We start from the raw sequence: 12,098 nt of genomic DNA on the forward strand, positions 1-12,098 counted from the left end.
GTATCGTCGCCGGGGTGAGCAACTGGACAGTCGACGTCGACATCGCGCAACTCCCCGACCTCCCGCCGCTCTCCGCGGACCTGGATCGGCAGCTGGCGGACGCCCTCTCGCGGCCCGCCCTTCAGCAGCCGTCGTGGGATCCCGGTCACGCCGCGGCGATGCGCAAAGTGTTGGAGAGCGTGCCGCCGATCTGCGTCGCCTCCGAGGTCGAGCACCTCTCCGATCGCCTCGCCGACGTGGCGCACGGGCGTGCGTTCCTGCTCCAGGGCGGTGACTGCGCCGAGACGTTCGAGGCGAACACCGAGCCGCACATCAAGGGCGTGATCCGCACCCTGCTGCAGATGTCGGTCGTGCTGACCTACGGTGCGTCGATGCCCGTGGTCAAGGTCGGCCGGATCGCCGGCCAGTACGCCAAGCCCCGCTCGGCGGACCGCGACGGAACCGGGTTGCTGTCCTACCGCGGCGACATGGTCAACGCGCTCGAGCCGGACGAGGCGGCCCGTGAGCACGACGCCTCCCGGCTCGTCCGTGCCTACGCCAACGCGGCCGCGGCGATGAACCTGGTCCGTTCCCTCACGGCGTCGGGCACCGCGGACCTGCATCGCGTCCACGAATGGAACATGGAGTTCGTCGCGGGCTCGCCCGCTGGTGCCCGCTACGAGGCCCTCGCCGCCGAGGTGGATCGTGGCCTGCGCTTCATGGACGCGTGCGGGGTCTCGGACCAGAACCTGCGCTCGGCCGACATCTTCTCCTCCCACGAGGCGCTCGTCCTGGACTACGAGCGGGCCATGTTGCGCCTGGCCGACGACGGCACGGGCCTGACCGGCGACGCCGAGCAGGGGTTGTACGACCTGTCGGCGCACTTCCTGTGGATCGGGGAGCGGACCCGCGGCATCGACGACGCCCACGTGGCGTTCGCCTCGCTCATCCAGAACCCGATCGGCCTGAAGATCGGTCCCACCACCACGCCCGAGTTGGCGGTCGAGTACGTGGAGAAGCTCGACCCCCACAACCGGCCGGGTCGACTGACGCTCGTCTCCCGGATGGGCAACGACAAGGTCCGCGACGCGCTGCCGCCGATCGTCCAGGCCGTCGAGGCGACCGGCCACAAGGTCATCTGGCAGTGCGACCCCATGCACGGCAACACGCACTCGACGTCCAACGGGTACAAGACCCGCCATTTCGACCGGATCATCGACGAGGTACAGGGCTTCTTCGAGGTCCACCACGCTCTCGGTTCCCACCCGGGTGGCATCCACATCGAGCTCACCGGTGAGGACGTCACCGAGTGCCTCGGCGGAGCCCAGGACATCTCGGACATCGATCTGGCCGGTCGCTACGAGACCGCCTGCGACCCGCGCCTCAACACCCAGCAGTCGCTCGAGCTCGCCTACCTCGTGGCGGAGATGCTGCGCAGCTGACGCCGTAGGGGCCGGCCTCGCGCCCCGGAGGCACGGCCGGCCGCGCCGGAGACGCGGCCGGTCCTAGCCGAGCGCGTCGATCTCGACCTCGCTGCCCCTGGCCACCACCCGGCCGGGCAGCGGGGTCTGGCCGTAGACGATCCCCCTCGACGTTCCCGAGTCGATGGTGGCCTCGAGCCCGGCGTCCTGCAGCGTCCGGCGCGCGTCGGAGGCCCGCGAACCCAGCACCACCGGGACGGTCACCGCGTCCGACGGGACGACCCGCAGCACCGCGTTCGTCGGGTCGAGCCGGGTCCCGGCGGGCGGATCGGTGCGCACCACGCGGCCGTCGGAGATCTGACGATCGGTCACGGGCGATTCGCGGACGATCGTGAACCCCTCGTCCTCGAGGATCCCGGTCGCCTCGTCGAGGGGCACATCCCGGAGGTCCGGCACGGTCAGTGCATTGGAGACGAGCAGGACGACCCCGTCCCCGCGGGACACGTCGGTTCCGCTGTCCGGGTCGGTGCCCACGGCCGCGCCGCCGTCCACCTCGTCGTCGTAGACCCGTCTGACCTGTGACACGGTGAGGCCCGCGCCCTCCAGGGCCGCGCGCGCCTGGTCCTCCTCCAGGCCCACGACCTCGGGGACGGCGACGGGTGCGGGGCCGGAACTGGTCACCATGGCCACCCGGGTGCCCACGTCGACGGTCGTGCCCGCGCCCGGCTGGAGGGAGACCACCTGGCCGACGGGTACCGAGTCCGAGTACTCGTTCCCGCCCCGGACCGGTTCCAGTGAGTTCTCCCGCAGCGCTGCGGACACGGCGTCCGCCGACCTGTCGGCGCCGACCTCGGGCACCACGGGGCGACCGACGGACACCAACACATCGACGGTGTCGCCGCGCGGCACCCGCTCGCCCGCCGCGGGGTCGGTGCCCACCAGCGCGGACGGGGGGACGTCGTTGCTGAAGGCGTCGCGGGTCGCGGCGGCCAACCCGACGGCGTTGACCGCCTCGGTCGCCTGCCCCACCGACATACCCTGGACCGACGGCACCTCCACGAACCGGCCGGAACCCAGCCACCAGCCGGCCACGGCCAGGCCGATCGCGGCGGCGAGCACCACGATGAGCCACAGCATGCCGCGCTGGCGGCGGGGCCGGATGACGTCCCGGTCGGGCGCGGGCTCGTTGCCGCCGGGGGGATAGTGGCCCGATCCCGTGCCGTGCCAGTGCGCAGGAGCAGGGCCGGCCCCCGCTCCCGCCCCGGGACCCGCCGCCGCCGGGGCCACCATGGTGTCCACCCGCGTCGGTGTCGGCCCGCCGCCCCGCCTCAGCGCCTCTCCGCTCTCACGGTCGGCGGCGTCGAACTCGGACTCCCCGCCCGGGGTGGCCCGCGCGGCGTTGGCCCGCGCCCGCGACCACGAGGACTGCCGTGGTGCCGGGACGACATAGTCGGGGAACCGGCCGATCCTGGCGGCCTGGTCCAGGTCCCGCAGCATCTCGCCGGCGTCGGCGTAGCGGTCCTCACGGCTGCGTCGCGTGGCGCGCAGGATCAGGTGGTCGAGGTCCTCGGCCACGGTGTCGGACTGGTCGGAGGGGGCCGGCACGTCGGTGTCGAGGCGACGGTAGGCCACGGCGATGGTGTTGTCACCGCTGAACGGTGGCTCCCCGGTGAGCATCTCGTAGGCGAGAACGCCGAGGGAGTACAGGTCGGACCGGGCGTCGGTGTCGGCGCCGGAGATCTGTTCGGGGGACAGGTAGGCCGCCGTGCCCATCACCACGCTGCTCGAGGTGGCGCGGGACTCGGCCACCGCCCGGACCAGGCCGAAGTCGGCGAGTTTGACCGCGCCGCTGCCGGAGATCAGCACGTTCTCGGGCTTGATGTCGCGGTGCACCAGCCCGGCCTGGTGGGCCTCCCGCAGGGCGCCGAGGAGCGGACGCAGGACGCCGGCCGCGGCGTACGGGGGCATGGGGCCACGCTCGTCGAGCAGCTCCCGCAACGTGCCTCCGGGCACGAGTTCCATCACGAGGAACGCCGTGTCGGCCTCGACGCCCTGGTCGAAGACCTGGACGATGCCGGAATCCGACAGTCGGGCCACCGACCTGGCCTCGAGGGTGAAGCGGTCCACGAACGCCTTGTCCCCGGCGAGGGTCGGATCGAGCAGCTTGACGGCGACGTGGCGGTCCAACCGCTCGTCGGTGGCCAGGTGGACGGTGGACATCCCGCCGCGGGCGATGACGGCGTCGAGCCGGTATCGCCCGTCGAGCAGGGTCCCTGGGCCGGGGGGCTTCCCGTCGTAAGTGCTCATGTCGTCCATTCTGCCCCTCCCGTCCCGTCCGCGGTACGTCCCGAGCGGACGGGGTCCGTTGCCCGACGCCGTCGGCCGCGCCGGCACCGCCGGTGGGGCCAGGGCGCGCCCGTGGGACTAACCTGGGCGGGGTGAGTACCGTTCCGCACGCCGACGACGTCCTGCCCGCCGACGTCGAGACCATCAACCTCCCCGCAGTGTCCGAGCGCCTGGACATCCCTGTGACCCGCGTGCACGATCTCCTGCGCGACGGGACCCTGCTCGCCGTGCGGCGAGCGGGCATCGTGGTGGTGCCGGCGACCTTCCTGGATGACGACGACGAGGTCGTGCGCTTCCTGCCCGGGCTGGTCGCGGTCCTGCGGGACGGCGGCTACCGGGACGAGGAGATCCTGCGGTGGCTGTTCGCCGAGGACGACAGCCTGCCCGGCCGGCCGGCCGACGCGCTACACGGTCACCGCGCCCGCGAGGTCATGCGGCGCGCCCAGGCGATGGCGTTCTGACCCCGGCGGTGGCGCGCCGCCACCACCAGACCGCGGCGAGGGATGCCGCGAGGGCCGCCCCGACGAGCGCGGGGCTGTAGAGGCTGGTCGACCCGTTGGGTCCGATCGCCATCACGAGGAAGACGGTCACCGCAACGGCGGCTGTGGTGGCGCGTCGACCGGGTCGGGCGGCGACCCAGAACGCCGCCACCCACACGTAATACCAGGGCCAGGCCAGCGAGTTGAGGGTGACGAAGGCCAGCAGCGCGACCATGATGCCGCGGAGCGCCGAGCGGGTGTCACGCCGGTGGAGCCACCACACCACGACGAGGGTGACCCCGAGGACCACGCGTCCGACGCGGCGGGCGACCGCCAGGACGTCCTCGAATCCGGGGGTGTCGACCACGGCGTGGACCAGGTGCGCCGCGGCGGTGGGCGCGCTGAGGTAGTTGATGACCCGGTCGGAGACGGAGATCGCGTCCAGCCAGCCGAACCCGGTGCCCGAGGCGAGGGTCGCCAGGGCGAACGCGACGGCGGCGGCCCCCGCCGCGGCCCCGGTGTCGACGAGGGTGCCGACGAGGGGCCGCCGCGCCCCGGTCGACGCCCGCCGCCGGTCCAGGGCGATCCACAGCAGGAACGGCGCGACGATCACGGCGGTGGCCTTGAACGCCACCGCGATCCCGATCGCCGCCCCCGCCCACGCGTAGCGCCGGTCGAGGGTGAGGACCACCGCGCCGACGCACGCCACCAGCGGGAATATCTCGTTGTGCAGCCCGCCCGCGAAGTGGATCACGGACAGCGGGGAGGCGCCCGCCATCCACACCGCCGCGCCGGCGTCGACCCCGGCGCGACGGGCCAGGGCGACCACGAGCGCGACGAGCGCGGCCAGTGCGGCGAGAATCACCACCCCGAGGATGACGATCCCCACCGCCGGGTGGCCGCCGGACAGCGCCACGACGACGCGCATGAGCAGCAGGTGCAGCGGGCCGTACGGGGTCGCGGTGGACCGCCAGTCCGGGCTGACCTCGTCGGTGAAGGGGCCGGGGTTGGCCTCCGGTCCGTGGTGGTACGGGTCCACTCCCGCGGCGCTCATGGCGCCCTGCGCCAGGTAGGACCAGGCGTCGCGGCTGAACAGGGGGACCGCGGGCAGCATCGGCGCCGACCACAGGGCCGTGGCCCACACGGCGTCCCGGGTGGGGAGGCGGCCCGAGACCGCTCGGGGGCCGAGCGCGAGCCACGAGGTGACCAGCAGCGCGACGCCCGCCCAGCAGAGGATGAGGGCGAGGACCTCACCGTGGCCGAACGTGTACCCGGGCAGTCCCACCGCGACCGCGACGCCGCCGTCCACGGGCAGGGCGCCCGCGCCGAAACCGGCGATGGTGAGCAGGACCGAGCCGAGGACGCCGCGCCACAGCGCCGGACCGGAGGGGCCGGTCAGGGCGGCGCGGGCCGAGGCGGTCGCCGCGGTGGTCGTCCGGCGGATCCGCGACGATGGTGATGACGACAATGGCGACGACGACGAGGTGGTCGCCTCCGGCCGGGGGTCGGTCGCTCCGTGCACGGATCAGGCCCGCCTGCGGGTCGCGGCCTCCGCCAGTGCCCGCAGCGTGTCCCGCCCGTGGTCGCTGATCGCATCGGAGGCCACGGCGTCCAGGGCGCGGGTGGTCAACGCGTCGATCTCGGCCTCCACCGAGACCACGGCACCGGACTCCACGAGGATGGCTCGCGCGCGTTCGAGCGTGGCCGCGTCGGGTTGCGTCCCGAGGACGCCGAGGAGGAACTCGGCGTCCCGGCGGGGGGCGAGGGAGGTCGCACGGGCGAGCAGCAGGGTGCGCTTGCCCTCTCGCAGATCGTCCCCGGAGGGCTTGCCGGTGACGTCCGGGTCGCCGAACACGCCCAGCATGTCGTCCCGCAACTGAAACGCCTGGCCCACGGCCACCCCGAACTCCCGCAGGGCCGCCACGGTCTCCGCCGAGGCACCCGCCAGCTCGGCGCCGATGTGCAGTGGCCGCTCGACCGTGTAGGCCGCGGTCTTGAAGCGGTTCACCCTGGCCGGGGTGAGCTCGTCGGTGGCGCCCGAGGCCTCGGCGAGGATGTCGAGCATCTGCCCCGACAGGACCTCTGTCTTCATGGCGTACCAGGGACCCAGCGCGCGGGCCAGGGCCTCGGGCGGCACCCCGGAGGTCACGAACATCTCGTCGGCCCACGTCAGCGCCAGGTCGCCCACGAGGATGGCCTGGGAGACACCGTAGCGGGCCGCGTCCCCGTCCCAGCCCTCGTCGCGGTGCGCGGCCTCGATCGTCCGGTGGACGGTGGGGCGGCCTCGCCGGGTGTCGGAGGCGTCCACGATGTCGTCGTGGACCAGCGCACAGGCCTGGATCAGTTCGAGCGCGGCGCAGGCGGTCACGACCTCGTCCGGGGCGGGGGCGTCCGCGTCGCTCGCGGCGGCCCAGCCGGCCAGGGCGAACCGCGGGCGCATCCGTTTGCCACCGTCGAGAACGAAGTCGGAGAGCAGGCCGGCCAGGCGGTCGACCCGTTCGTCGACCCCCGCCACGACCGTGCGCCGTCCGTCGATGAGTCGGCGGAGCGCGTCGAGGACGCGTTCTCCGTCGTCGGGGCGAGTCGCCGAGACCACGGGCACCATCCCTTCCGGGCGCCGGTGTCCGGCCGCCCTCGTCGCCGACGATCCTAGTCGTCGGGCGGCGGCCGGACGCGGCGCGCGTCGGGCTACCCTGGTCGGGTGACCCAGCTACCCGACTCCGACCCGACGGACGGCGGCCGGCCCCCGAGCATCGTGGAGCGGATCGCGACGTCGACCACCCCGAGGGTTCCGTTCTCCGTCGAGTTCTACCCGCCGCGCGACGAGGCCGCCGAGGAGCGACTCTGGCGCGCCGCCACCGTGTTCTCCGATCTCGGGGCGGCGTTCGTCTCGGTCACCTACGGGGCCGGCGGATCCACGCGGGACCGGACGGTCCGGGTCGTCGAGCGGCTCGTCCGCGAGACCGACCTGCTGCCGATCGCGCACCTGACGGCGGTGGACCACACGGTCGCCGAGCTCACCGATATGATCCGCATGTACGGCGAGGTCGGGGTGTCCAACATCCTCGCCCTGCGCGGGGACCCGCCCGGCGACCCGCTGGGCGAGTGGACGGCTCACCCCGAGGGGCTGCACTACGCCGAGGAACTCGTCCGGCTGATCCACGAGGTGGGGGACTTCCACGTCGGGGTGGCGTCCTTCCCCGAGGGGCACTACCGGGCCCGTGACCTCGAGCACGACTCCGAGATCCTGGTGAACAAGCTCCGGGCCGGCGCCGAGTACTCGATCACCCAGATGTTCTGGGACGTGGAGCACTACCTGCGCCTGAGGGATCGCGCCGTCGCCGCCGACCCGGAGCAGGGCGCCAAGCCCATCATCCCCGGGCTCATGCCGGTCACGAGTCTGCGGCAGGTCCAGCGGATGGTCGAGCTCTCGGGCTGCGCCCTGCCCGACGACCTGGCCGAGCGACTCCGGACCGCGGCCGGGGACGGGCCCGAGGAGAACCGGGCGGCGGTCCGTGAGGTCGGGATCGATCTCACCACCCGCATGTGCGAGCGACTGATCGCCGAGGGTGTGCCGTGCCTGCACTTCAACACCCTGAACTTCTCCAAGGCCACCCACGAGGTCCTCACCAACCTGTCGATGGCCCCCGCCCCCGGGGTGGCGGCCGGCAGGATCTGATCCGCCCCGGTGGGGTTGCGGCCCGGGTCAGCGCACCAGCCGGTCGGCGCGGGCCCTGGACGTCCGGGCGGCCAGGATCGTCCCGATGGACACCAGCAGGGCGGCGCCGATCCCGACGATCATCCACACCGCGAACCCGCGTGCGGCCGGGTCGGGATACGACGACGAGGCCTGCATCCGCGTGATGGACCCCGGCGCCGGGGACCAGCTGACGGAGTTGCCCGCCCCGATGGTGCCGTTGGTCTCCTTGATGCGGTTGGGGAAGGTCAGGTCGACCCGGGTGGTCGCCGTCTCGGCGCGGTCGGCGGGCAGCAGGGACAGATCCACCGAACCGCTGAACGACACCGTGTCGCCGCTGCGTCGGAAACCCAGGCTGTACGGCCGTGCGCCCTCGATGTCGATCGCGAGCGTGAGCGTGTCGACCTCCGCGAACGTCAACTGGGTGAAGTAGATCTCGCGGCCGGTGAATCCGTCCGCCGAGTAGGGGGTGATGCGGACCTTCTGCTCGAGCCCGGACGGCGTGGTGATCCGGTCGAGCGCGGCCGCCTGCGCGGGCTGGTCCCCGGCCACCAGGATCCGGCCGGAGACGGTGTCGTCCTTTCGGACGCTCATCTGGGCGTTCAGCTGGAGGCACCCGGTCAGGAGCACCAGCAGGGTGGTCAGGGCCGTGAGGCCCGCCAGTCGCCAGGGCAGTCGGGAGCGGCCACTGCTCGTGGGGGCGTTCGCTGTCGGAGGTGGCGGGGTCACGGCGGTCATTGTGCCCGTGATCCCCGCCGTCGCCGCGCCGACCTGCCGAGTCGGCGGGTCACGAGCCGAGCCACCGTCCTGCCGCTGGTCCCGATCACGCCGCCACCGGGGTGCGTCGAGGCCCCCGCCAGGAACACGCCGTCGGCCCCGGGCACGGCGTGACCGCGCAGATCGGGGTGGGGACGCATCGGCAGCATCTGGTCGAGAGACATCTCCACGTGCATGACGTTCCCGCCGATCAGCCCGAGTTCGGTCTCCAGGTCCTCGGGGGTCTGGACGTGACGGTGGACGATCGAGTCTGCCAGCCCCGGCGCGAAGCGGTCCGCGACCGCGATGATCCGGTCCGCCTCCGCGGCGCCCTCATCCGACCAGCCACGGCCGTCGGCCAGGTGGCGCGGGTGCCACTGTGACCACAGTGTCAACTCGTGGCGGCCCGCCGGTGCCAGCGAGGGGTCGAGCGCGCTGAAGCTCATCGCCAGGACGGCGGGATCGGCGTCGAGGCCGCCCGCGGCGGCGACGCCGTAGCGGCGGTCGAGGTCCCGTCGGTCGGTGACGAGCAGTTGCAGGCCGTGGGCGCTGGTGCTCGTGGGTACGCCGGGATACGTGGGTAGTGCATCGGTCCCCAGTCTGACGGCCATCCCCAGTCCGAAACCGGGCCTGATCCGCCGTCGCCATCCGTCCAACGTCGCTGCCGGGAGTTCGCCGGCGAGGAGGTCCAGGGTCGTGTGGACATGGCAGGCGGCGACCACGGCCGAGCAGTACAGGGACCGTCCGCCCTCCGTGTCGACGCGCCATCCCGACCCGGAGCGCCGGATCGAGGTGGCGCCGGCACCGGCGGTGACCTGCCCCCCGTGCGCCCGGACGGCGGCCGTGAGGGCCTCCGCGAGCGCGCCCGAACCGCCGATCGCGCGCCCCGGTGGGATCCGGTGCATCAGGGCGGCGAACCCGATCATGGGGGCGGTGGCGGGGTGGGACATCGGCGGCCCCGACTGCGCACCGAACCACGACAGTGCCGCCTTGAGGCGCTCCGAGGTGAACATCGAGTCCAGCAGCGCGTCACCGGAGGACAGGAAAGTCTGGACCGCGCCGAACGGATCGCGTAGGTCATCGGCCCCGAGGAACGCCGACCCGAGACCCGGGGCGGTGGGACGGACCGCGAACCCCTTCATCATCCGTCCCGCCAGGACGTCCCACCGGCGGACGAACTCCCGGTACGCGACAGCGTCGGCCTCACCGCAGGCAGCGGCGATGCTGGCGCACGTGGCGTCGAGATCACGGTGGAAGACGATCGGTGGCGCGTCGGATCCCGGAGGAGCGGGCGCGAAGCCCCACGGGTCGCAGTCCACGTAGCGCAGTCCGTGGGCCTCCAGCCCGAGCTCTTCGGGGATCCCGGTGTGGCGGATCATCAGATGCGCCGAGGATCCCCGGTCGGTGCGGTGGCCCGGGTACCGTTCGACCGTCGACGTGGCGCCGCCGATCACCGTGTCCCGCTCGACCACGTGCACGTCGAGCCCCGAACGCGCGAGATAGGCGGCGCACACCAGTCCGTTGTGGCCGGAGCCGATCACCACCACGTCATGCCGGGGGTTCACGCGCGATCTCCTCCATCGGTGAGCGGTAGCGACCGGGCCAGGACGGCGAACGGTCTCGCGTCACCCTGGAACCGATACGAACGCAGGACATCGGTGAACCCCAACGACCGGTACAGGCGCCAGGCCGCGTTGTCCTCGCCGTCGACCTCCGGGGTCGACAGGAGCACCGTGCTCTCCGGCCGGTCGGCCAGGAACGTCCGCACGAGGGTCGCGCCGATGCCGCGCCCCTGCAGGCCCGGCGAGACGTGCAACTCGGTCAGTTCCACGTAGTCGGGCGGGAGCTCACGGTCCCGGTCCCGCAGTCCCCGGGAGACCTGGTCGTACCACCACTGGCCGGGAGCGCCGTGGTAGCCGTAGCAGATGGCGACGAGCTGCCCCCGGGTCTGACCGAGCAGGCGTCGGCGCGGGGCCTCGAACGCGGCCACACCGGACCAGCCGTCCCGGTAGCTGTGCTCCATCCACGCTGCGGCCCGGGAGCGGACCACCTGCGGCGGATAGCCCATGGCGTCGACGTAGACCCCCAGAGCCTCGGGCAGTCGGTCTCGGAAGTCGGCTGCATCGAGCCGGGTGATCACGGTGTCCATCGACCCCATTTGATCACGGGCGCGGATACGGGGCGTCCGGTTGTGTCGTACCCCGGCGATACCGTGCGCGCAGAAGGGGAGGTGCAGGGGAGATGGACACCAGGAACAGGATGCGGACGGCCGGCGGGGGAGCGGTGGGAACCCTCGGACGGGCGAGTCGTGCGGAACTGCACCGTGGGCGTGCGATCGCCGCAGCTGCTCCCTCCGAGCGGTTCCTCGAGTCGTACCGCGCCGCGAGATATGCGGCCGGGGCGCTGCTGGCCCCCGGGCCGCGGCGGCGCGGTCCCGCGGACGTGTGGCACCGGCTCGCGGCGGAGGTGCCGGAGCTCGGGCGGTGGGCGACCGCCTTCAGTGGGTACTCCGCCCTGGCGGCAGCGGTCGAGGACGGGCTCCCGCGTACCGTCTCGGACCGGATGGCGGACGATTTCCTGTGGGCGGTGGGCAGGTTTCTCGACCTGGTGGACGAGCGGTTGGGGGTCCTCGGCCCCGCCGCCTGAGGAGCCGGGCGGTCGGACGGGGGAATCCTCAGGTCTCAGAGGGGAATCCCGGTGGTACCCGCCGCGTTGCCCTCGTATGATGGTGGGAACCCTGACCGGCTGATCCCCATCCACGGTTGGTGCGAACCGACCGAGCCGGCCGCGCTCGTTCGTCACGAGCATCTGAAGGAGGTCGAAGTGCCCCTGTCCGAGCACGAGCAGCGCATGCTCAAGGAAATCGAGAGCGCGCTCTACGCCGACGACCCGAAGTTCGCGTCGTCTGTCCGAAAGACCGGTGCGACCGGTGCTCGTCGTCCAGCGGGCCTGGTGGTCGCGCTGGCGATCCTCGGTGTGGCACTTCTGATCGGCGGGCTCGCCCTCGACTTCAAGCCCGGCGGCTTCCCGGTCCTGAGTCTCGTCGGATTCCTGGTCATGTTCGCGGCCGGTGTCCTCGCGCTGCGTTCCACGCCGTCGCACGGCGCCGCCGGCGCCAAGGGCACCGGCGGCCCCCGGGTCCCCGGCACCGGGCGGACATCGGCCAAGCCCGCCGACGGGCGGAACTACTCCTCCCGCATGGAGGACCGCTTCCGCCGACGGTTCGACCAGGAGCCCTGACCGGCCCGTCCCACGGCCTTTCGACGAAGGGGTGAGCGCACACGCGCTCACCCCTTCGTCCATTTGTCTGACGCTCTCGGGCCGGCAGCCCGGAGCCCGTCGCGACCCGGAACGTCCGTCCCGGCCGAGATGCCGGCGCTCCGTCCTTCCTCCCCACCACGTCCCACCCGTGCTCCCCAC

11 protein-coding genes are annotated in these 12,098 nt (G+C 72.8%); 5 read left to right on the forward strand and 6 right to left on the reverse strand.

Translation table 11 applies throughout. The features are described from left to right. Nucleotides 1-14: 14 nt before the first annotated feature. Nucleotides 15-1,421 carry a class II 3-deoxy-7-phosphoheptulonate synthase gene (locus tag J1M64_RS12265; RefSeq protein WP_067713735.1) on the forward strand — a complete coding sequence of 469 codons (1,407 nt, stop codon included), beginning with the start codon at nt 15-17 and terminating at the stop codon, nt 1,419-1,421. Nucleotides 1,422-1,484: 63 nt separating this feature from the next. On the opposite strand, the gene pknB is transcribed toward J1M64_RS12265, so the two are convergent. Beyond that, nucleotides 1,485-3,707 carry a Stk1 family PASTA domain-containing Ser/Thr kinase gene (gene pknB, locus J1M64_RS12270; RefSeq protein ID WP_241261449.1) on the reverse strand — a complete coding sequence of 741 codons (2,223 nt, stop codon included), beginning with the start codon at nt 3,705-3,707 and terminating at the stop codon, nt 1,485-1,487. A gap of 131 nt (nt 3,708-3,838) precedes the next feature. Between pknB and J1M64_RS12275 the strand changes: the two genes are divergently transcribed. Continuing rightward, a complete protein-coding gene (locus J1M64_RS12275) occupies nt 3,839-4,207 on the forward strand; it encodes an Rv2175c family DNA-binding protein (RefSeq protein ID WP_206474293.1) in 369 nt (122 codons plus the stop codon). Here the strand turns inward: J1M64_RS12275 and mptB are convergent. Both mptB and J1M64_RS12285 read right to left on the reverse strand, forming a co-directional pair. Further along, complete coding sequence (gene mptB / locus J1M64_RS12280; protein WP_307872429.1) at nt 4,176-5,747, reverse strand: polyprenol phosphomannose-dependent alpha 1,6 mannosyltransferase MptB; 1,572 nt, start codon at nt 5,745-5,747, stop codon at nt 4,176-4,178. The two genes, J1M64_RS12275 and mptB, sit on opposite strands and share 32 nt — an antisense overlap. A gap of 3 nt (nt 5,748-5,750) precedes the next feature. Continuing rightward, on the reverse strand, nt 5,751-6,830 hold the full coding sequence (locus J1M64_RS12285) for a polyprenyl synthetase family protein (protein ID WP_206474294.1): 1,080 nt from the start codon (nt 6,828-6,830) through the stop codon (nt 5,751-5,753). A gap of 96 nt (nt 6,831-6,926) precedes the next feature. Here J1M64_RS12285 and metF point away from each other — a divergent pair, with 96 nt between their 5' ends. After that, on the forward strand, nt 6,927-7,904 hold the full coding sequence (metF, locus tag J1M64_RS12290) for a methylenetetrahydrofolate reductase [NAD(P)H] (RefSeq protein ID WP_206474295.1): 978 nt from the start codon (nt 6,927-6,929) through the stop codon (nt 7,902-7,904). 27 nt (nt 7,905-7,931) lie between these two features. Here metF and J1M64_RS12295 read toward each other — a convergent pair whose 3' ends face one another. The 3 genes from J1M64_RS12295 to J1M64_RS12305 are packed head-to-tail and all read right to left on the reverse strand — an operon-like array spanning nt 7,932 to nt 10,827. Beyond that, nucleotides 7,932-8,660 (reverse strand): DUF3153 domain-containing protein, encoded by a 729-nt coding sequence (locus J1M64_RS12295; RefSeq protein WP_206474296.1) that lies wholly within the window; start codon nt 8,658-8,660, stop codon nt 7,932-7,934. Next, entirely contained in the window at nt 8,657-10,243 is a 1,587-nt protein-coding gene (locus J1M64_RS12300; RefSeq protein WP_206474297.1) for an NAD(P)/FAD-dependent oxidoreductase, read from the reverse strand. The genes J1M64_RS12295 and J1M64_RS12300 overlap by 4 nt, the downstream gene beginning before the upstream one ends. Next, a complete protein-coding gene (locus J1M64_RS12305; RefSeq protein ID WP_206474298.1) occupies nt 10,240-10,827 on the reverse strand; it encodes an N-acetyltransferase in 588 nt (195 codons plus the stop codon). Before J1M64_RS12305 ends, J1M64_RS12300 begins: the two co-directional genes overlap by 4 nt. Nucleotides 10,828-10,919: 92 nt before the next feature. Between J1M64_RS12305 and J1M64_RS12310 the strand changes: the two genes are divergently transcribed. Both J1M64_RS12310 and J1M64_RS12315 read left to right on the forward strand, forming a co-directional pair. Further along, nucleotides 10,920-11,324: an SAV_6107 family HEPN domain-containing protein gene (locus J1M64_RS12310; protein ID WP_206474299.1), complete on the forward strand. Its 405-nt coding sequence runs from the start codon at nt 10,920-10,922 to the stop codon at nt 11,322-11,324. Nucleotides 11,325-11,501: 177 nt separating this feature from the next. After that, complete coding sequence (locus J1M64_RS12315) at nt 11,502-11,918, forward strand: DUF3040 domain-containing protein (protein WP_096905650.1); 417 nt, start codon at nt 11,502-11,504, stop codon at nt 11,916-11,918. Nucleotides 11,919-12,098 lie beyond the last annotated feature (180 nt).

This window comes from Dietzia sp. KRD202 (genome assembly GCF_017168155.1).
Classification (GTDB): Bacteria; Actinomycetota; Actinomycetes; order Mycobacteriales; family Mycobacteriaceae; genus Dietzia; species Dietzia kunjamensis.

What these genes read in the sequence shown, in the direction of transcription:
- pknB (WP_241261449.1), bottom strand. Translation starts at nt 3,707, where the DNA reads ATGAGCACTTACGACGGGAAGCCCCCCGGCCCAGGGACCCTGCTCGAC.
- J1M64_RS12285 (WP_206474294.1), bottom strand. Translation starts at nt 6,830, where the DNA reads ATGGTGCCCGTGGTCTCGGCGACTCGCCCCGACGACGGAGAACGCGTC.
- J1M64_RS12295 (WP_206474296.1), bottom strand. Translation starts at nt 8,660, where the DNA reads ATGACCGCCGTGACCCCGCCACCTCCGACAGCGAACGCCCCCACGAGC.
- J1M64_RS12305 (WP_206474298.1), bottom strand. Translation starts at nt 10,827, where the DNA reads ATGGACACCGTGATCACCCGGCTCGATGCAGCCGACTTCCGAGACCGA.
- J1M64_RS12310 (WP_206474299.1), top strand. Translation starts at nt 10,920, where the DNA reads ATGGACACCAGGAACAGGATGCGGACGGCCGGCGGGGGAGCGGTGGGA.